This window comes from Bradyrhizobium sp. 147, assembly GCF_023073935.1.
Lineage (GTDB): Bacteria > Pseudomonadota > Alphaproteobacteria > Rhizobiales > Xanthobacteraceae > Bradyrhizobium.
Genome location: NZ_JADPKL010000089.1, coordinates 138,809 through 158,284 on the forward strand (window position 1 = coordinate 138,809; position 19,476 = coordinate 158,284).

At 64.7% G+C, this 19,476-nt stretch carries 22 protein-coding genes and 1 tRNA gene; 16 read left to right on the forward strand and 7 right to left on the reverse strand.

What is annotated here, in order from left to right:
* Positions 1–77: 77 nt before the first annotated feature.
* Genes phnG through IVA87_RS21805 form a run of 9 tightly spaced genes read left to right on the forward strand, consistent with a single transcriptional unit; the run spans position 78 to position 7,064 of the window.
* Positions 78–542 carry a phosphonate C-P lyase system protein PhnG gene (phnG, locus tag IVA87_RS21765; RefSeq protein WP_247302853.1) on the forward strand — a complete coding sequence of 155 codons (465 nt, stop codon included), beginning with the start codon at positions 78–80 and terminating at the stop codon, positions 540–542.
* Positions 543–546: 4 nt separating this feature from the next.
* Entirely contained in the window at positions 547–1,155 is a 609-nt protein-coding gene (gene phnH, locus IVA87_RS21770; protein WP_247302855.1) for a phosphonate C-P lyase system protein PhnH, read from the forward strand.
* 4 nt (positions 1,156–1,159) lie between these two features.
* Positions 1,160–2,263: a carbon-phosphorus lyase complex subunit PhnI gene (locus tag IVA87_RS21775; RefSeq protein WP_247302857.1), complete on the forward strand. Its 1,104-nt coding sequence runs from the start codon at positions 1,160–1,162 to the stop codon at positions 2,261–2,263.
* Positions 2,260–3,150: an alpha-D-ribose 1-methylphosphonate 5-phosphate C-P-lyase PhnJ gene (locus IVA87_RS21780; protein ID WP_247334943.1), complete on the forward strand. Its 891-nt coding sequence runs from the start codon at positions 2,260–2,262 to the stop codon at positions 3,148–3,150. Before IVA87_RS21775 ends, IVA87_RS21780 begins: the two co-directional genes overlap by 4 nt.
* Entirely contained in the window at positions 3,143–3,940 is a 798-nt protein-coding gene (gene phnK / locus IVA87_RS21785) for a phosphonate C-P lyase system protein PhnK (RefSeq protein ID WP_247302861.1), read from the forward strand. Before IVA87_RS21780 ends, phnK begins: the two co-directional genes overlap by 8 nt.
* Before the next feature lie 10 nt (positions 3,941–3,950).
* Complete coding sequence (gene phnL, locus IVA87_RS21790) at positions 3,951–4,661, forward strand: phosphonate C-P lyase system protein PhnL (RefSeq protein ID WP_247302863.1); 711 nt, start codon at positions 3,951–3,953, stop codon at positions 4,659–4,661.
* Between the two features lie 11 nt (positions 4,662–4,672).
* The gene (locus IVA87_RS21795) at positions 4,673–5,830 is read left to right on the forward strand and encodes an alpha-D-ribose 1-methylphosphonate 5-triphosphate diphosphatase (protein ID WP_247302865.1); all 1,158 of its coding nucleotides are present in this window, start codon (positions 4,673–4,675) and stop codon (positions 5,828–5,830) included.
* Positions 5,827–6,423: a phosphonate metabolism protein/1,5-bisphosphokinase (PRPP-forming) PhnN gene (gene phnN, locus IVA87_RS21800; protein ID WP_247302866.1), complete on the forward strand. Its 597-nt coding sequence runs from the start codon at positions 5,827–5,829 to the stop codon at positions 6,421–6,423. The genes IVA87_RS21795 and phnN overlap by 4 nt, the downstream gene beginning before the upstream one ends.
* Positions 6,424–6,452: 29 nt before the next feature.
* Positions 6,453–7,064, forward strand: a complete 612-nt coding sequence (locus tag IVA87_RS21805) for a pyridoxamine 5'-phosphate oxidase family protein (protein WP_247302868.1) — start codon at positions 6,453–6,455, stop codon at positions 7,062–7,064.
* Positions 7,065–7,295: 231 nt separating this feature from the next.
* Here the strand turns inward: IVA87_RS21805 and IVA87_RS21810 are convergent, their stop codons facing one another.
* The 6 genes from IVA87_RS21810 to IVA87_RS21835 all read right to left on the reverse strand — a co-directional run bounded on the left by IVA87_RS21810 (position 7,296) and on the right by IVA87_RS21835 (position 12,042).
* The gene (locus tag IVA87_RS21810; RefSeq protein ID WP_247294421.1) at positions 7,296–8,027 is read right to left on the reverse strand and encodes an SDR family NAD(P)-dependent oxidoreductase; all 732 of its coding nucleotides are present in this window, start codon (positions 8,025–8,027) and stop codon (positions 7,296–7,298) included.
* A 77-nt stretch (positions 8,028–8,104) separates the two neighbouring features.
* Entirely contained in the window at positions 8,105–8,608 is a 504-nt protein-coding gene (locus IVA87_RS21815) for a DUF6496 domain-containing protein (protein WP_247281475.1), read from the reverse strand.
* A gap of 68 nt (positions 8,609–8,676) precedes the next feature.
* Positions 8,677–9,459 (reverse strand): alpha/beta hydrolase, encoded by a 783-nt coding sequence (locus IVA87_RS21820; protein WP_247294425.1) that lies wholly within the window; start codon positions 9,457–9,459, stop codon positions 8,677–8,679.
* 4 nt (positions 9,460–9,463) lie between these two features.
* Positions 9,464–10,759, reverse strand: coding sequence for an O-acetylhomoserine aminocarboxypropyltransferase (locus tag IVA87_RS21825; protein ID WP_247294428.1), 1,296 nt, complete (start codon positions 10,757–10,759; stop codon positions 9,464–9,466).
* 60 nt (positions 10,760–10,819) lie between these two features.
* Positions 10,820–11,038 (reverse strand): hypothetical protein, encoded by a 219-nt coding sequence (locus tag IVA87_RS21830; RefSeq protein ID WP_247334944.1) that lies wholly within the window; start codon positions 11,036–11,038, stop codon positions 10,820–10,822.
* Positions 11,035–12,042, reverse strand: coding sequence for an LLM class flavin-dependent oxidoreductase (locus IVA87_RS21835; RefSeq protein ID WP_247294430.1), 1,008 nt, complete (start codon positions 12,040–12,042; stop codon positions 11,035–11,037). Before IVA87_RS21835 ends, IVA87_RS21830 begins: the two co-directional genes overlap by 4 nt.
* Positions 12,043–12,288: 246 nt before the next feature.
* Between IVA87_RS21835 and IVA87_RS21840 the strand changes: the two genes are divergently transcribed.
* The 3 genes from IVA87_RS21840 to IVA87_RS21850 all read left to right on the forward strand — a co-directional run bounded on the left by IVA87_RS21840 (position 12,289) and on the right by IVA87_RS21850 (position 14,649).
* Entirely contained in the window at positions 12,289–12,792 is a 504-nt protein-coding gene (locus IVA87_RS21840) for a Twin-arginine translocation pathway signal (protein WP_247281471.1), read from the forward strand.
* A gap of 14 nt (positions 12,793–12,806) precedes the next feature.
* Complete coding sequence (locus IVA87_RS21845) at positions 12,807–13,439, forward strand: ferric reductase-like transmembrane domain-containing protein (protein WP_247294432.1); 633 nt, start codon at positions 12,807–12,809, stop codon at positions 13,437–13,439.
* 733 nt (positions 13,440–14,172) lie between these two features.
* Positions 14,173–14,649, forward strand: a complete 477-nt coding sequence (locus IVA87_RS21850; protein ID WP_247294590.1) for a cyclic nucleotide-binding domain-containing protein — start codon at positions 14,173–14,175, stop codon at positions 14,647–14,649.
* A 1,254-nt stretch (positions 14,650–15,903) separates the two neighbouring features.
* Here IVA87_RS21850 and IVA87_RS21855 read toward each other — a convergent pair.
* Positions 15,904–15,978, reverse strand: a tRNA-Thr gene (locus tag IVA87_RS21855).
* A 316-nt stretch (positions 15,979–16,294) separates the two neighbouring features.
* Between IVA87_RS21855 and IVA87_RS21860 the strand changes: the two genes are divergently transcribed.
* From IVA87_RS21860 to IVA87_RS21875, 4 genes are all read left to right on the forward strand, one after another.
* A complete protein-coding gene (locus IVA87_RS21860) occupies positions 16,295–16,477 on the forward strand; it encodes a hypothetical protein (protein ID WP_247294434.1) in 183 nt (60 codons plus the stop codon).
* 39 nt (positions 16,478–16,516) lie between these two features.
* On the forward strand, positions 16,517–18,223 hold the full coding sequence (locus tag IVA87_RS21865) for a cyclic nucleotide-binding domain-containing thioredoxin-disulfide reductase (RefSeq protein ID WP_247335042.1): 1,707 nt from the start codon (positions 16,517–16,519) through the stop codon (positions 18,221–18,223).
* A 191-nt stretch (positions 18,224–18,414) separates the two neighbouring features.
* The gene (locus IVA87_RS21870) at positions 18,415–18,723 is read left to right on the forward strand and encodes an EthD family reductase (protein WP_247281469.1); all 309 of its coding nucleotides are present in this window, start codon (positions 18,415–18,417) and stop codon (positions 18,721–18,723) included.
* Between the two features lie 234 nt (positions 18,724–18,957).
* Positions 18,958–19,467, forward strand: coding sequence for a hypothetical protein (locus tag IVA87_RS21875; RefSeq protein WP_247294438.1), 510 nt, complete (start codon positions 18,958–18,960; stop codon positions 19,465–19,467).
* Positions 19,468–19,476: the final 9 nt, after the last annotated feature.

The window sequence follows — 19,476 nt, forward strand, 5'->3', positions numbered from 1 at the left end:
CCTTTGTCACGAAACAGTCATGGCGCTCCTTTATGAAGTTGTCTAGTATCATAGACAACTTAGAATCGGCAAGTTCGGTGGATTTGGTGACCCAGCAGAATGACCAGCAAGCCCAGCGCAAGGCCGCGATGGCCGTGCTGGCGCACGCGGAGGCGGGCGAGATCGCCGCCCGCCTCCGCACACTCGCCCTGCCGGCCCATCAAAATCTGCGCGAAGGCGAAAACGGTCTCGTCATGCTGCGCGGCCGGGTCGGCGGCGACGGTGCACCGTTCAACCTCGGCGAAGCCACGGTCTCGCGTGCGGCGGTCCGGCTTGCCAGTGGCGAGGTCGGCTTCGGCTACACACTCGGCCGCGATGGTGAGAAGGCGCGGCTGATCGCGCTGTGCGACGCGCTGGTGCAGTCCAGCGATTTTGGCGCAGCCGTCGAGCGCGAAATTATCGCGCCGTTGCGCGAGCAGCTTATGACGAGGCGCCAGCAGGCAGCGGCGAAGACTGCCGCGACGAAGGTTGATTTCTACACCATGGTGCGCGGTGAGGGGTGAGATCATGACCACGATTGCAGAACTGCCGCCGGGTTTCGCCGACAGGGTTCTGTCGGCGCAATCGACCTTTCGTTCGGTCATGGATGCGATGGCGCGGCCGGGTTCGGTCCAGCGCATCGTTCCGACAGCCGGAGCGCCCCATACGATGATGCGCGGCACCGCCGCGATCGCGCTGACGCTGTTCGATCATGACACGCCACTCTGGCTCGATGCGCGCATGGCAGAAAATTCCGACGTGATGAAATGGCTCAAGTTCCACACTGGCGCGCCGGTGGTGCAGGACACTTCGATTGCCAGCTTCGCGCTGATCAGCGACGGCGCGGCGCTGCCGCCGCTCGAAAGCTTTGCGCTCGGCACCAACGAATATCCGGATCGCTCGACCACATTGATCCTTCAGGTCGATAGTCTGGGCTCGGGACGCAGCTTGGAGCTGCGCGGCCCCGGCATCGATAGCGCCACGACGCTCCAGGCGTCGATCAAGCCGTTCGATCTGTTCGAGCGCCTGCGGTTCAACGAGGCGCTGTTTCCGCGCGGCCTCGATGTGGTGCTGGTTGCCGATGATGCCGTGGTTGCGATCCCGCGCACCACGCGCGTCGCGAACAAGGGAAGCTGACCGCATGTATGTCGCAGTCAAAGGCGGCGAACGCGCCATCGAGAACGCCCATCTCCTGCTTGCAAACGCGCGGCGCGGTGACCCAAGCGTTCCGGAAGTCACGCTCGAGCAGATCTCGGAGCAGCTCGGTCTCGCCGTGGACCGCGTCATGAGCGAGGGCTCGCTCTATGACCGCCAGCTCGCCGCGCTCGCGATCAAGCAGGCGCGGGGCGATCTGATCGAGGCGATCTTCCTGGTCCGTGCCTTCCGCGCCACGCTGCCGCGCTTTGGCGCGAGCGAGCCGGTCGACACCGGCGCGATGCGCGTGCAGCGGCGAGTGTCGTCGACCTTCAAGGATATTCCAGGTGGCCAGATCCTCGGGCCGACCTTCGATTATACCCACCGCCTGCTCGATCCTTCGCTCGCAGAAGGCGTTGTGCCGGAAGCGCCAGTGACGGCGGAAGCATCAACGGCACCCACGCCGCGCGTGACGGATATTCTTGGCCGCGACGGACTGATCGAGTCCTCGCCGCAGGCCGAGGACGGCGCCAGCGTCGGCGATCTCACCCGCGAGCCGCTGAATTTTCCGGCGGACCGCGACCTGCGCCTGCAAAATCTGGCGCGTGGTGACGAAGGCTTTCTGCTGGCGATGGGCTATTCCACCCAGCGCGGTTACGGCCGGAACCATCCCTTTGCCGGCGAGATTCGCTTCGGCGAGGTCGATGTCGAATTTTTCGCCGAGGACGTCGGCTTCGCCGTGCCGCTCGGCTCGATCGAGCTGACCGAGTGCCAGATGGTCAACCAGTTCAAGGGCTCGGCGACGGAAGCGCCGTGCTTCACCCGCGGCTATGGCCTCGCCTTCGGCCAGAGTGAGCGCAAGACCATGTCGATGGCGCTGGTGGATCGTGCGCTGCGCGCTCGCGAGCTCGGCGAGGAGGTGCGTGCCCCCGCGCAGGACGAGGAGTTCGTAATGTCGCATTCGGACAACGTGCAGGCGACCGGCTTCGTCGAGCATCTCAAGCTGCCGCATTACGTCGACTTCCAGTCCGAGCTCGGCCTGCTCCGCAAGCTGCGCCAGGAATTTGCCGAGGCCAATGCGCCCGATGCCATGAAGGAGGCCGCGGAATGAACGCGCCCGCCTATAATTTCGGCTATCTCGACGAACAGACCAAGCGGATGATCCGCCGTGCGATCCTCAAGGCGATCGCGATCCCCGGCTATCAGGTGCCGTTCGCCAGCCGCGAAATGCCGATGCCCTATGGCTGGGGCACCGGTGGCGTGCAGGTGACGGCGGCGATCCTGGGACCTGAGGACGTGCTGAAGGTGATCGACCAGGGCTCCGACGACACCACCAACGCGATCTCGATCCGAAAGTTCTTCGCCAAGACGGCGGGCGTCGCCACCACGACGGCGACGGACGAGGCAACCGTGATTCAGACGCGCCACCGCATTCCCGAGACGCCGCTGCATGAAAACCAGGTGCTGGTGTATCAGGTACCGATCCCTGAACCCCTACGTTTCCTCGAGCCGCGCGAGACCGAGACGCGGCGCATGCATGCGCTCGCCGAATATGGCCTGATGCATGTCAAACTCTATGAGGACATCGCCCGCTTCGGCCATATCGCGACTGCCTATGCCTATCCGGTCAAGGTGAACGCGCGCTACGTGATGGACCCGTCGCCGACGCCGAAATTCGACAACCCCAAGATGGACAATTGTGCCGCGCTGCAATTGTTCGGCGCTGGCCGTGAGAAGCGCATCTACGCGATCCCGCCCTACACGAAAGTCGTGTCGCTCGATTTCGAGGATCATCCGTTCGAGCCGTACCGTTTCAACGCGCCTTGCGCTCTGTGTGGTGCGGAAAGCTCTTATCTCGACGAGATCGTCACCGACGACAAGGGCGGCCGGATGTTCGTCTGCTCGGACACCGATTATTGCGAGGGCCGGCAGGCCGCCGGCCATCACGGCAGCCTGAGCGCCGCACCGTACAAGGAGAGGGCGGGCTCAAATGGCTGAACTCGATACGCTCGAAAACGACCAGCCGCTGCTGGTGGCGGAGTCGCTCAGCAAGTCCTTCGGCCGCATCGCCGCCTGCCGAGAGGTGTCCTTTGCGCTCTATCCCGGCGAGGTGCTGGCGATCGTCGGCGAATCCGGCTCGGGCAAGTCGACGCTGCTGCAAATGCTGTCGGCTCAACTCACGCCGAGCGCCGGCCGGGTCTCTTACCGGATGCGCGACGGCGTCACCCGCGATCTTACGACGCTCGGCGAGGCCGAGCGGCGCTTTCTGTTCCGCACCGACTGGGGCTATGTCCATCAGGATCCTGCGCAAGGCCTGCGCATGGCGGTCTCGGCCGGCGCCAATGTCGGCGAGCGGCTGATGGCGGTGGGATGGAATCATTACGGCCGCATCCGCGACACCGCCTCCGACTGGCTGATGCGCGTCGAGATCGACGTCGCGCGCATCGACGATGCGCCGCGCACCTATTCCGGCGGCATGCGCCAGCGGCTCCAGGTCGCGCGCAACCTCGTCACCGGGCCGCGGCTGGTGTTCATGGACGAGCCGACCGGCGGCCTGGACGTGTCGGTGCAGGCGCGCCTGCTCGATCTCCTGCGCAGCCTGGTCGCCGAGCTGCACCTCGCCGTCATCATCGTCACGCATGATCTCGCGGTGGCCCGCCTTTTGTCGCACCGCGTGATGGTGATGAAGGGCGGCCGCGTCATCGAGACCGGCCTCACCGATCAGGTGCTCGACGATCCGCGCGAGCCCTATACGCAACTCCTCGTCTCCTCGATTCTGCCGCCATGAGCCTGCCAACATGAGCCTTGCAACGACTGCCATGATCGACATCGCCGACGCCCGGAAGACCTTTACGATGCACCTGCAAGGCGGCATCAAATTGCCGGTCGTGCGCGGCGTGACGTTCCATGTCGATCCCGGCGAAGGCGTCGTGCTGTCGGGGCCGTCAGGCGCCGGCAAGTCGTCGATCCTGAAGATGATCTTCGGCAATTATCGCTGCGATTCCGGCCGCATCGGCATCCGCCACCGCGGCGCGCTGATCGATCTTGCCGCCGCCGAGCCGCGGCAGGTGCTCAACGTCCGCCGCGCCACCATCGGTTATGTCAGCCAGTTCCTTCGCGCCGTGCCCCGCGTTGCGACCATCGACGTGGTCGCCGAGCCTCTGATCGTGAACGGCCTGGCGCGCGCGGAGGCGCAAGCCCGCGCGGGCGTGCTCCTGCATCGTCTCAACATTCCCGAGCGGCTGTGGCAGCTTCCGCCCGCGACCTTCTCCGGCGGCGAGCAGCAGCGCGTCAACATCGCGCGTGGCTTCATCTCGGATCTGCCGATCCTGCTGCTCGACGAGCCGACCGCTTCGCTCGATGCCGCCAACCGCACTGTGGTGGTCGAGCTGATCGCTGAGAAAAAACGCCAGGGCGTCGCCATGGTCGCCATTGTCCATGACGACGAAATCCGGCATCTGATTGCCGACCGCATCGTCGATGTCACCAGCTTCGCCGCCGCGGCTTGAAGGAAATGGACATGAACGCCAAGCCGAAGGACACGGTCATCGCCAACGCCAGGATCGTGCTGGCTGACCGGGTGATCGATCAGGGCTGGCTTGCTCTCGTCGACGGACGCATCGCCGAGATCGGCGAGGGCAGGGCGCCCGCCGGCGCCGAGGATGCTGGCGGCGACCTCGTCATGCCCGGCCTGATCGAGCTTCACACCGACCATCTCGAAGCCCATTACGTGCCGCGACCGAAGGTGTTCTGGAATCCGGTCGCCGCCGTCATCTCGTATGACGGCCAGCTCGCGACCTCGGGCATCACCACCGTGTTCGATTCGCTCCGGGTCTGGCGCGAGGACGGCGCGGAGGAAGTCGATGGCCGCGCCGGCGTGCTCGCCGCCGCGATCACGATCGCGCGCGATGCCGGCCTCTTGCGCGCCGACCATTTCCTGCATCTGCGCTGTGAAATCCCGATGCCGAGCGTCGTCGAGGAGGCCAAGGAGCTGATCGGCCGGCCCGACGTCAAGCTGATGTCGCTGATGGATCACACGCCGGGCCAGCGCCAGTTTCGCGACGAGGTCAAGCTGCGCGACTATTATCGCGGCAAGGGCGGCGGCAAGACCGACGCCGAGCTCGACGAACTGTTCGCGAAGCGCTTTGCCTATCAGAAGGCCTATGCCGCGACCAATATGCGCGAGATCGTGACGCTGGCGCATGCGTACAAGATCTCGCTCGCAAGCCATGACGACACCACCGAGGAGAACGTCGCCGATGCCGTGCGCGACGGTGTCGCCGTGGCGGAATTCCCCACCACGCTCGAAGCCGCGCGCGGTCTGCATCACGCCGGCATCGACATCCTGATGGGCGCTCCCAACGTCGTGCGCGGCGGCTCGCATTCCGGCAATATCGCCGCGGTCGATCTCGCCCGCGAAGGCCTGCTCGATATCCTGTCGTCGGATTACATCCCGTCGAGCCTGCTGATGGGCGCGCTGCAGCTGCCCGAGCATGTGCCGGCGATCGATCTGCCGTCGGCGATCCGCACCGTAACCAAGGCGCCTGCCGATGCGGTCGGACTCACCGATCGCGGCGAGATCGCGGTCGGCAAGCGCGCCGACCTGATCCGCGTGCATGTTGCCGGCAGCGTCCCCGTCGTGCGCAGCGTCTGGCGCGAAGGGAGTCGTGTCGCATGAGCGAGACCGCGGCCATGGCGCAGGAGGTCGCGGGCGCGATCGGACCCGGGCGGCTGGTGCTTGTGGTCGGTCCCAGCGGCGCCGGCAAGGACACGCTTTTGCGACTGGCGCGGGCGGCGTGCAGTGAGGATCACGACATCGTCTTTCCACGCCGCCTCGTGACGCGGGAATCCTCCGCTGCCGAAGACAACCTCGCGCTTGGCCCCGACGAATTCCGCCGCGGTCAGCAGCATGGCGAGTTCGCCATGCACTGGGAGGCGCACGGGCATTCCTACGCGCTGCCGCTCGAGATCAACGACGATATCCGTGCCGGACGCACGGTGGTCGTCAATGTCTCGCGCACGGTGATCGGCGCGCTGCGCCAAGCCTATGCAAATGTCGTGGTGGTCGCGATCACGGCCCCGCCAGACGTGCTGGCGCAGCGGCTTGCCGCGCGGGCGCGGCACAGCGACGGCAATATCGCGGCGCGGCTGTCGCGCAGTGTCGATGTCGCGCGGGCGCATGCCGATATCACCATCCTCAACGCCGGCAGCGCGGAGTATCACAGCCGACAGCTCGTGCGCGTGATCAGGAATGAAGGTTGGCATGAGTAATGGCGGGCACGCTAAGGAGGAGTGGAAGAATGTCGGTGATCGAAACGGTCGAACAGCTGGAGGCCATCTACGGCGTCACCAACGATGCCTCGACCGTGAAAGTCGCCGACCATGTCACCCCGCTCTACCGCATCTACATCGAGAAGGCGCCGTTCGCGGCGCTCGCCACGATCGGGCCGGAGGGCATCGACTGCTCGCCGCGCGGCGATCTCCCCGGCTTTGTCCGCATTCATGACCCGAAGACGCTGATGCTGCCCGACCGCCGCGGCAACAATCGGGTCGATTCCCTGCGCAATATCGTGCGCGATCCCCGGGTGTCGCTGATGTTCCTGATTCCCGGCTCCGGCAATGCGGTTCGTGCCAACGGCCGCGCCCATCTCTCGATTGATCCCGAACTGCTGGCCTCGTTCAAGGTCGAAGGCAAGGCACCGCGCTGCGTCATGGTCATGAGCGTGGACGAGATCTACTTCCAATGCGCCCGCGCCATCGTCCGCGCCGACCTCTGGAATCCCGACAAGCGCGTCGACCCAAAGACCCTGCCGACGCCCGGCCAGATCCTGGCCGAGATGAGCGAGAACAGGGTCGGCGGCGCGGAGTACGACCGCGCCTGGCCCGCGCGAGCCGCAGCGACGATGTGGTGACGTTTCTTACCCTCTCCCCTTGTGGGAGAGGGTGGCTCGCCGCGATAGCGGCGAGACGGGTGAGGGGTATCTCTCCGCGAGCGCCCGTCTCACAGCTGATCTCGCGGACAGAGACCCCTTATCCGGCGCCATAGCCGAAGCTTCGCTTCGGCGTTCTTGAGAACGGCGGCCGAAGGCCACCTTCTCCCACAAGGGGAGAAGGGAAGAACGAGTCCGCGGCGGCGGCTCACCTCAATTAAACGCCATGCCGCCGCTCAGCGCGATGGTCTGACCCGTCATGTAGGCATTGTCGACCAGCAGCATCACCGCCTTCGCCACCTCCTCCGCCGTGCCGAAGCGGCCGAGCGGGATGCGGCTGACGAGCTGTTGCTGTCCGCTCATCATGTCGGTCTCGATCAGCGATGGCGCCACCGCGTTAACGGTGATGCCTTCCTTCACCAGCCGCGCGGCATAACCCCGCGTGAGGCCCTCCATGCCGGCCTTGGACGCGTTGTAGTGCGGCCCTATCGAGCCGGCACCGCGCGCAGCCCCAGAGGAGACGTTGACGATGCGGCCCCACGTCCGGGAGCGCATCGACGGCAGCACGGCCTGCGTGCACAGGAACACGGATTTCAGATTGACCAGGATGGTCCGGTCGAAATCCTCTTCGCTGAGATCATCGATGCCGCGCGTGATCGCGATGCCCGCATTGTTGACGAGGATGTCGATCGGTCCGAGTCCGGCCGTGACGCGCTCGACCATGCCGGCCACGGCCTCGCGCTGCGAGACGTCGGCTGCGGCGACGATGGCGCGGCCGCCGTGCTCGCCGATTTCGCCTGCCAGCTGCTCGGCCTGACCGATCTGCTCGCGGCAGTTGATCGCTACGGCGGCACCGGCTTCGGCCAGCGCGCGACAGACGGCCGCGCCAATTCCGCGCGAGCCGCCGGTGACGAGCGCCGTGCGCCCCTTCAGACTGTCTGACATGAGAAACTCCGATCCGATCACAGCGGGATCGTCGGGCGTCAGCCACTGCCGTTCAAGTCAAAAGGCCGCTACATGAATTAGCGCCGCCGGCGCGCCCTGGTGCGCGCCGCCTTCTTGGCGGCGGCGGAGCGGGTCTTGGCGCCTTTGGTGCGGCTCGCTTTCCGCGCAGCGGCCGAACGTGACGCCGCGGTTCGCCGGCTCGCGGCGCTCTTGGCCTGTTTTGACAACGCGCTGCGCGACGCCGTCGAGCGCGGCTCCTTCTTCAGGACATTTTCCACGGCGCGCGACACGCGCGGCCGGCGCTTCGGGGTGCGCTTGCCCTGGCCGACCTCATAGGCATATTTGGCGCTGCGGCGCGTCGATTTCTTGGTGCGCCCCTTGCGCGGCGGCGGCAGATCGACGCCGGCGCGGCGTGCCTCGGAAAGGCCGATGGCAATGGCTTGCTTTGTCGAGCGCGCGCCGTGCTTGCCTTTACGAATCTTGTCGATCTCGTCCTTGACGAATTCGCCGGCCTGCGTGCTCGCAGATTTGCCGGCGCGCTTGTCCTGCTTCGCTTTGCGAATGATTTCCTGTCTTGGCATGGGTCGAGTTCCCTTCGAGATGACAGGGATGTCTCACCGCAACGCATAACCCGGACGATTGATCCTTTTCAGTTCCTCAGCGCCGCCAGCAGTTCGTCGGGGCGCTCGGCCATGATCATGTGCCCCGCGCCCGGCACGATGACAGTCTTCGCATGCGGGATCGCCGCCGCCAGCGCCTTGCCGGCTTTCGCGGGGGTCATCATGTCTCGCTCGCCGAGAATCAGCGTGGTCGGGACCCTCACGCTCGCAGCCGCGGCAAGTGCATTCGCATAGGCATTGCAGGCCGACAGATCCCTGAACAGCACGCCCGGCTCGCAATGCTTCAACACGGCCTGCGCGCCGCCATGCATCCAAAGGCCCGGCGCGAGGCTCCCGCCGAGCTCGGCCTTGAAGCCGAGACCCCAGATCGAGACCATGTCGACGGCGTCCTGGTCATTGGCTTCTGCGGCTTTGAGCAGATCCGGGCCGACGGTCATGGTCGCGGCGGTGCCGATCAGGCTCAGCGCAGAAACCTTGTCCGGATGCCGCGCCGCCGCCTCCAGCGAGATCAACGAGCCCATGGAATGGCCGATCAGGTGGGCCTTCGCGGCGCCGGCCGCATCCAGCAGCGCCGCGGTCCAGTCGGCCATCTCGGCGATGGTCGACAGCGACGGCCCGGCCGAGCGCCCGTGGCCGGGCAGGTCTGGCGCCAGCACCGAAAAGCCGTGATGGGCGAACCAGCGCGTGTGCAGCCCCCAGGTCGAATGATCGAAGCCGGCGCCGTGAATGAAGGCGACCGTCGGCAGCGACTTGTCGAAGTCGCGGCCGCCGGTTGTGACAAACACATCGGTACCGTTGACGGAAACCTTCATGGCGTCAGACCTTTTGCGAGATGCGCAGCGCTTGGTTGAGATCGTCGATGATGTCGCTTGCCGTCTCGATGCCGACCGAGAGCCGCACCAGCTCCTCGCCGATTCCGGCGGCCTTGAGCTGCTCGGCATCCATCTGCTGATGTGTGGTCGAGGCGGGGTGGATCACCAAGGTCTTGGCATCGCCGACATTGGCGAGATGGCTGATCATGCGCAGCGATTCGATGAACTTGCGCCCGGCGGGCCGGCCGCCCTTGATGCCGAAGGAGACGATGGAGCCGGCACCGCGCGGCAGCAGCGCCCTTGCGAGCTGAAAGTCCGGGTGGTTCTCCAGCGAGGGATGCAGCACCCAATCGACGGCCTTGTTGGCTTTCAGCGCGTCCAGCACGAGGTGCGTGTTCTGCATATGCCGGTCCATGCGCACGCCCAGCGTCTCGATACCCTGAAGCAGCTGGAACGCGTTGGTCGGCGACAGGCATGCGCCGAAGTCGCGCAGGCCCTCGGTGCGCGCGCGCATGATGAAGGCCGCGGTGCCGAACTGCTCGTCGAAGACGATGCCGTGATAGCCGCCATAGGGCTCGGTCAGTACGCCGAACTTGCCGGAGCCGCGCCAGTCGAAGCGGCCGCCGTCGACGATGGCGCCGCCGATCGCGATGCCGTGGCCGCCGATCCATTTGGTCGCCGAATGCATGACGATATCGGCGCCGAGCTCGATGGGGCGGCTGAGATAGGGCGTGGCGAAGGTGTTGTCGATCAGCAGCGGAATTTTTGCCTCATGCGCGATCGCCGCGACCTTGGGAATGTCGAGCACTTCCAGCCCGGGATTGCCGATGGTCTCGCCGATCACGAGCTTCGTGGTCGGCCCGATCGCGGCGCGGAACGCGTCGAGATCGCGCGGCTTGACGAAACTGGTGGTGATGCCGAAGCGCGGCAGCGTATGCGCCAGCAGGTTGATGGTGCCGCCATAGAGTGAGCTCGATGCCACGATGTGGTCGCCGGCGTTCAAAAGTGTCGCGATCGCCAGATGCAGCGCGGCCATGCCGCTGGCGGTGCAGATCGCACCGACACCGCCTTCGAGCGCCGCGAGCCGCTCCTCCAGCACACCGGTGGTCGGATTGGAGATGCGCGTATAGATGTGGCCGGCACGCTCCAGGTTGAACAGCGCGGCGGCGTGATCGGAATCCTGGAACACATAGGACGTGGTCTGGTAGATCGGCACGGCGCGGGCGCCGGTTACGGGATCCGGATGCTGGCCCGCATGCAGGCTCAGGGTCTCGAAGGCAGGCGGCTTTGGCGCGGGCATGCGTGGCCTCGTTGGTCGATCGGCGGAGGCCGCCCTTGTGCCACAAAAAGAAGCGCTGCGTCAGCCCATTGACAGCGCCTCTAAGACCGGATCGCCTGCGCGATAATCCCGGCCTCGCGCAGCAAGATCTCCGCGTCTGGTAGCTTCGAACCTCTTCTCGTTGGCCGCGACGATCTTCCGCGCGTCCTGCGCCGCATCGCGGCGAGGATGGCGATGATGCAGTTCGCGTTCGGCCAGCTCACGGTCAGCCTCCAGCACATCAAGGCCCAACGCGCTCACGCTCCCTTCTGCCCCGCCAGCCGATCCCGCACCTCGGCCGCAATCTCGAACGAGCGCAGCCGGGCGGCGTGATCGTAGATCTGGCCCGTCGTCATCAGCTCGTCCGCGCCGGTCTCGGCGATCAGTGCCTTCAGCTTCTCCTCCACGATTCTGGGCGAGCCGACCGCGGAGCAGGACAGCGCCTGGCCGACACCGGCCTTCTCCGCCGGTGACCACAGCACATCCATGTCGTCGACCGGCGGCGGCAGCGGGCCCGGCGTGCCCCGGCGCAGATTGATGAACTGCTGCTGCAGCGATGAGAACATGCGCTGCGCCTCGGCGTCGCTATCGGCGGCAAACACGTTGACACCAATCATCGCATAAGGCTTGTCGAGTTGCGCCGAGGGCTCGAAGCGCGCGCGATATTCGCGCAGCGCCGGCATCATCATCTGCGGCGCGAAATGCGAGGCGAACGCGAAAGGCAAGCCCAGCATCGCCGCAAGCTGCGCGCCAAAGGTGCTCGATCCCAGGATCCACAGCGGCACCTTCGTGCCCATGCCCGGCACCGCGCGGATCGCCTGGTTCCGTTGCACATCGCCGAGCAGCGCCTGCAATTCCAGCACGTCATGCGGAAAGTTCTCCGCAGCCGTGGCAAGGTCGCGCCGCAGCGCCTTTGCTGTGAACTGGTCGGTGCCCGGCGCCCGCCCGAGGCCGAGATCGATCCGTCCGGGAAAGAGCGATTCCAACGTGCCGAACTGCTCGGCGATGACCAGCGGCGAATGGTTCGGCAGCATGATCCCGCCGGACCCGACGCGGATGGTTTTCGTTCCCCCCGCGATATGGGCGATCACCACTGACGTCGCCGCGCTTGCGATCCCCGTCATGTTGTGATGCTCGGCCAGCCAGAACCGCTTGTAGCCCCAGGCCTCCGCATGCCGGGCGAGATCGAGCGAATTGCGAAACGCCTGCGCGGCGTCGCCACCTTGGCGGATGGGCGCGAGGTCGAGCACGGAGAAGGGGATCATGTGTGGTACCCGTGAAGGGCGCGTGTGCGCGGGGCCTCACATATAGGGGCCCAGGGGTGGGAATGCTGCTCGAACTTGTCGCGCGACTTTGATCTTGACGGAGCAGCGCATCCTTCGCGCTGCAGCCCGCGCCGCCCGTTCACAACACTGTTATTGCGATCTATCGCGCCCTTCGTCTCAACTGGGCGTTTTGCGCCTGTTGTTGTAGCTTGCCGGAGTACTGCTCGGTTGCCAGGAGGAACTGACATGACCACGGTCGTACTCAACCGCCGCAACCTCCTCGCCGCTGGCGGCTCGGTGCTCGCAACCGGGGTTTTGGCGAGCGGAGTTTCCGGGCTGCTGTTGCCCGCCCGTGCCGAAGGTCTCGCGCCGACCGAGTCGATGTCGGGCGGGGCGAACAACTATCGCAAGGGCGCGGCGATCGTGGAGCGGATCGGAAAGGGTGGCTTCTGGATGAGCGGTACCGTGCGCCGCGCCGGCGACGGGGCTCCGCTCGCCGGGCAGCGCATCCAGATCTGGGCGCACACCGTCGAGGGGCAGGAGCACGAGCCGCAGAGTCATGGCGCCACGCTCACCGACAAGGACGGCAAGTTCCGGCTCGAGATGCCGCAGATCATTCCCATCTTCGGCCAGCCGCATGGCCACCTCGCCTATGACAGCGGCGAGTTCAAAACCGTCTTTCTGCGTCCGGTGATGCGGAGCGCAAAGGAAACCAGCCTCGAGGCGCACTTCGTCCTGCAGCCGGCTTGAGCCGCGAATTGCAAATGAAGGGATGGGAATCGGCCCGGGCGATCCTGATCTGGGTCGCCCTTGCCTTGGCCATTTGCGTGCCGATCGCCGCCGCAGCAGGAAGCGACCTGCTCGCTTGGCGCGGTCCGGTCTACATCCTCGCCGGCTTCGCAGGGATCGTCGCCCTCGGTCTTGTGCTCGTTCAGCCCCTATTGATCGGCGGATATTTGCCGGGGCTGTCGGCTTATCGCGGACGGCGTGCCCATCATTGGATCGGCGGCGCGCTGGCCTTTGCGGTGGTGATCCATGTCGCCGGCCTCTGGATCACCAGTCCGCCCGACATGATCGACGCCCTTACCTTCTCATCGCCGACGCCATTCTCGCCCTTTGGCGTGGTCGCCATGTGGGCCATCTTCGCTGTCGCGCTTCTGGCTCTCTTGCGGCGGCGGCTGGGATTGCGGCTGCGAACCTGGCGCATCGTCCATATTCCCCTCGCGATCGTCATCGTCGCAGCCAGCGTGGCCCATTGCCTGCTGATCGAGGGGACGATGGAGACGATCTCGAAGGTTGTGCTTTGTGCGCTCGTTCTCGGGGCGGCCATCAAAGTGATGGCTGATCTGGTTTGGAGAAAGCGGAGGCTGCGCGGAGAGGGCATTGCGCGGCAGTAGGCGTCGGATGGGTAGGGCACTTGCGAAACCCATCGTGCTTCGTCATCGGCAAGCCTCGACGGGCTTCGCTGCCGCCTTGGCTCTTTGCGCTACGGCGGACAAATCGCTCTCCCGATCGCACGAGCTGGACGTGATCAGAGATCACGATTTGTCGTGCGCGTACTTCTCCAGAAGCAGCCGATTATATTCATCTCTCACGGCTCTCCGCGAAATATGCCCTTTTCGGTCTTTGGCAATCTTCAGAAGATCGGGATCAGTCGGTGCCCGTGATTTCCGCCTAAATCTCGCAAAGAGTGGGGTCGTAGGCGCCGACGTCCTTCCAAACAGCCGGTCAAACCATCCCATTGTGTCCTCCCGGACAGACGGCAGATTACGACATTATCACCATGAATTTGAGGGTCAAACGGATTGCGTCCGCGGCTAATGGCCCCGGATTACGCTTGCACTCCATCCGGGTTGCGCCACTGGAAAAAGCGAACGGTGCGCGGCGGGAGTGTTGCGTGGCGGCAAGCGTAGGATGAGTAGAGCACTTGCGAAATCCGCCACGTTTCGCCGCCGAACGGGTTTGGTGGATTTCGCTACCGTTTTCACTGCCTGAGCTACGGCGGACAGATCGCGCTAGCCATCCTACGCGTATTTTGTTGGCCTCTTCTTGCGAACACGTCGGGCATCGTCAGCGCCGATGTCTGCTGCTCTGCTTGCCGCAGATGGCGACGGGGCGTATCCTTGCGTGATGGCTGTCAGCGCTCCTGATCTGAAGGCGTTCCTGCTCGCCACGCCGTTCTTCGGTGGTCTCCCGAAACCGAGTCTCGACCTCCTGATCTCGATGCTGGTCGAGCGCCGCTTTGATGCCGGAGCAACCGTCGTGGCGGAGGGCGAGCAGGGACGCTCGATGTTCATCGTCAAATCCGGTCGGCTGGCGGTGCGCAAACGGGCGAATTCGGGGAGCGTCATCCCAATTTCCGCTCTGGAGCCTGGTGATTTCTTTGGTGAAATGACGCTGATTGAAATGCAGAATCGCTCCGCCACGGTGATGGCGGAAGGGCCGACGGTGCTGTACGAGTTGACCGCCCAAAAGCTCTACGCTTGCTACAAGGCCGATATCCACGCCTATGTGATCGTCCTGCAGAACATCAATCGCGAATTGTGCCGACGGCTGCGCCGTGCCGACGAGCGCTTCATGGGACAGCGGATGCGTGACGACAATTGACCGTCCGTAGACGGGTACAGCGCTTGCGAAACCCATCATGCTTCGTCACTGAGGCAAGGCCTCGATGGGTTTCGCTTCGCTCTAGCCATCTTACGAGCTAGCAGACGTCGACTTGGTCTGTGCTTCACTAACGCTCCGTTAAACAGCGAGCCATAAAGCAGCCTAGCGGATTGTGAGTAAAACAACTCGCATGCGCTACGCTCGTGAAGGAATTGGTTGCGCCTCAAGTGCGTCGCTATTGCGAGATATTGAAACAAGAAGCCACTCAAAACTGTCGAGCCGATTAAGAGTATGGACCAGCTTTTTACGGCCAAGTTAATAGTTAATCTCCTCGCAGGGGGGCTAGTGGTCTTCGTTGTCTTAGCGCTGCTCAGGTCCGTGATAAGTGGTGGCAAGCGGGTTGTTTGGGAAATTCTGCGAGTTACGGCAGGACTGGTATGCATGTGTATGGTCGGGCTTTCCCGGCATGGCAACATCGGTCCATGGGGCGCGTGGGTTGGCTTCGGCGGCATCGTTGCATTGCTATTGGCAAGTCTATTCGTTGGTCGCTCGTACAGGTTCAAGGGAAAGCCGCCGTAACAAAGCTGATATCGGGTCACTGCAATTTTTACCCGTCGGGCAAAACACCCGCCCCATACAAAACCTCATCAATCCCCTGCCGTAAAAATATTCCACTTTACCGAAATTCGGAATTGCGGCATTCTCCCACCCATCCCGGCCCGAGGAGAGGGACGATCGTACGTCGTCACGAAACGTGGGCGGGGGTGCGGTGGACGCGGCAGCGTCGGGCATGCCTAGGCGAGGCCAGGGCGAGATGAACCTCGTGAGGTCCTTGACTGCGTGCGGACGGACGGCGCCCGTGTCCGGCGAAGCCCTTTGGGTGAAGCCGGATTGCTGCGTACGGCAAAACCGTGTGGTCCTGACCGTCGTTGCTACGGTCAAGCCTTGCGGAGATGCTTTGAGGCTCAACCGGGCCTCGCGGCATCGCCAATTCGCGAGGTGACGGAGGCCAGGAGGAACTCGGCTCCGGGGAGAGCAGGCATAAGCCGTCAAACCACTGCGCAGGGAAGGCCGTGTGTTCGGCTTCACCTGTATGCCGCTGTGCAGTTTTTCTGCGTGTGCTTTCGCACAGCGGACCGTGGGTGCCAGCCGGCACCCGGCCTTCCCTGCGCCCTCTTCACCGAAGAGGGGCGCGGAATAGAGCAAAACTCGGGCGCATCGAGCCACGAGAATGCCTTGTCATGTGTGGAACACTGGTGCTGCCGGACAGGATTGAACTGTCGACCTCTCCCTTACCAAGGGAGTGCTCTACCACTGAGCTACGGCAGCAGATGCTGGCACAGAATCGGGCCGCCACCAGGCCCGCCAAGCGGGGCGATGGATGCCACAAGGCCCCCTCATGTGCAAGCTTGCCGGCCCTGCCAAATCGAGAAAATCGGCGCGGTTGCCCGACCGAGGCGGCCTTATTGCCCCGAAATGACCGATTTTGGGGTGATTTTTCTGCCGGCGAGCCCCAGCCATCTGGCCAGTTGGTCCCGCCCTCGAATTCGACCAAATCTCGCTGGCTTCGTTGCGCCGGCCTCTTGTACCTCTTGAGATGTCGTCATTCGGTGGCATCCTGCCGCCGACAACGTGATGGGCCACGATGAGCGACGAGACTGACAAGACGCGGGCCGCTGATCGCCGGCAGGACCGGCTGAAATCGGCGCTGCGCGAAAACCTGAAGCGGCGGAAGGTGCAGGCGCGCGAACGCGCCGCAGGGACCGAGCCTTCGCAGAACGACGATGATTCCCTGGGTAAGGGGACCGCCGGCGAGACCGGCAGTTGAAGGCCGGCGGCTAACATTTTGGAGTGCATCGAAGTGGCAATGGGGCAGGACGGACAGCAACGAACCGACCGCGACGCGCTGATGTCGCGGTTCACCCGTCCCGAGCAAACCTTTCCGACGCTGGCATCAGCCGAGATCGCGCGTATCAGGCATTTCGGCGAGGTCCGCAGCTATGCCGACGGCGAGTTCCTGTTCGAGACCGGCAAGCCCGGGCCCGGCATGTTCGTCGTGCTGTCTGGCCATGTTGTCATCACCCAGCGCGACGGTCTCGGCCATGTCACGCCCGTGATCGATCAGGGGCCGGGGCAATTCCTCGCCGAGCTCGGCCAGCTCTCGGGACGGCCGGCGCTGGTCGACGGACGCGCCGAGGGCGATGTCGAGGTGCTGCTGGTACGCCCGGACCGGCTGCGCGCGCTGCTGGTGGCCGAAGCCGAGCTTGGCGAGCGCATCATGCGCGCGCTGATCCTGCGCCGGGTGAGCCTGATCCAGGGCGGCATTGGCGGCCCCGTGCTGATCGGTCCGTCGAACTCCGCCGGCGTGGTGCGCCTGCAAGGCTTTCTCACCCGCAACGGCCAGCCGCATCATCTGCTCGACCCCAACAGCGAGCATGACGCCGCCGAGATCATCGCGCGCTATTCGCCCGAGCCGGAGGATTGGCCGCTCGTCGTCACCGCCGACGGCACCGTGCTGCGCAACCCCAGCGAAACCGCGCTTGGCCGCGCCATCGGCATGATCGGCGGCGCGAAGGATGACCGCATCTACGACGTCGCAATCGTCGGCTGTGGACCGGCAGGCCTTGCGACGGCGGTCTACGCGGCGTCCGAAGGGCTGTCCGTCGCCGTGCTCGACACCCGCGCCTTCGGCGGTCAGGCCGGCGCCAGCGCGCGCATCGAGAATTATCTGGGCTTTCCGACCGGCATCTCGGGCCAGGCGCTTGCGGGTCGCGCCTTCACCCAGGCGCAGAAATTCGGCGCCGAAATCATGATCCCGATGTCGGTGAAGTCGCTGGACTGCTCGCGCAGCGCCGGTACGTTCGCGCTGGCGCTGGATTGCGGCGACACATTGCGGTCACGCGCGGTGGTGGTCGCGAGCGGCGCGCGTTATCGCCGGCCCGAGATCGAGAACCTCGACAAGTTCGAAGGACGCGGCGTCTGGTACTGGGCATCTCCTGTCGAGGCGCGGCTCTGCGCCGGCGAGGAGGTGGCGCTGGTCGGTGCCGGCAATTCGGCCGGCCAGGCCGCCGTGTTCCTGTCGGGGCATGCGAAGAAGGTGTTGATGATCATCCGCGGCGGCGGCCTGGGCGCGAGCATGTCGCGCTATCTGATCGAACGCATCGAAGCGACGCCGAACATCGAATTGATATTCAACACCGAGATCACCGCGCTCGAAGGCGACGAGGCTTCGCTGCTGCGCCGCATCCGCTGGAAAAGCCGGCTTTCCGATGACGAGGATTCTGCCGATATCCGCAATCTCTTTCTGTTCGTCGGCGCCGATCCCGCCACCAACTGGCTCGACGGCTGCGGCGTCACGCTCGACCGCGGCGGCTTCATCGTGACCGGCGCGCAATCCGAGCAGAATCAGGGCCGGCTGGTGGCGCCGCTCGAGACCTCCGTGCCCGGCGTCTTTGCCGTTGGCGACGTCCGCTCCGGCTCGGTCAAGCGCGTCGGCGGCGCCATCGGCGAAGGCGCGCAGGTCGTGGCCTCCCTGCACGGCTATCTCGGCGACGCCGCAAAACCGGCGCTTTAGGCAAGCAGAAGACAAGGGAATGTAGCTTGCCATCTTGTCGGCAGCTACAGACTATCCCCTCATCCTGAGGAGCGCGCCTAAGCGCGCGTCTCAGGCCCCGAACCACGATCCGGCCCTCATGGTTCGAGACGCGTGCTTCACACGCTCCTCACCATGAGGGTCTAAACACAATATGTTCAAGGGAGGACTAAATGGCTGAACTCGTCGTGCTCTACAAGACGCCCAAGGATGCTGCGGCCTTCGACAAGCATTATGCCGAGACCCACATCCCGCTCGCCAAGAAACTGCCCGGCTTGAAGAAGTACGCGGTCAGCACCGGCCCGGTCGGCTCTCCCGCTGGTCCTTCCGGAGTCCACCTCGTCGCCATTCTCACCTTCGACAGCGTGGCCGCCATTCAGGCGGCATTCGGCAGCGCAGAAGGCAAAGCGGCAGCGGGCGACGTGCCGAAATTCGCCAGCGGCGGCGCCGACCTGCTGATCTTCGACACCAAGGAAGTGTGAACCACGCGCAAGGGCGGCCCGCATATCGCGGGCCGCTCTTCGAAGATGAATCAAGTTCGTCGAAAACCTGCTGTCGTTTGTGACAGCGCTGCAAAAAATCCGAGCACGCGTTTGTCTTTTCGCACGATGGCGCATGGCTCGGGGCGCATGTGCGGCGCCATCGCATGTGGCAATCCGATGAGGACCGTAATATCAATCGCCTGACCTCAATGCTGGACACGTAGGAGAGACGTCATGGTGCTTGGGTTGAGCCTGTCTGCGTTTACGATGATCCATGCCGTCATCAGCCTGATTGCCATCGTCGCGGGCCTCGTCGTGATGTTCGGCCTGCTCGGCTCGAAGTCGATGCCGGGCCTCACCGCGATCTTCCTGCTGTTCACTATCCTGACCAGCGCGACCGGCTTCCTGTTTCCTTTCGAGAAGCTGCTGCCGTCGCACGTCATCGGCATCATCTCGCTGTTGCTGCTCGCGATCGCCTGCATCGCGCTCTACGGCATGAAGCTCGCAGGCGCCTGGCGCCCGATCTATATCGTGACCGCGATGGTCTCGCTCTATTTCAACGTCTTCGTGCTGGTCATCCAGTCGTTCCTGAAGGTGCCGGCGCTCGCCGCGCTCGCGCCCGCCGTGCCGCCGGCGCCGCCCTCGGGTCCGGTGTTCGCGGTGGTACAGGGCATCGTGCTGGTGTTCTTCGTGCTGCTCACCATCGGCGCCTGGCGCCGCTTCAGGCCGATGGCGTTTGTCTGATCGTTCAAG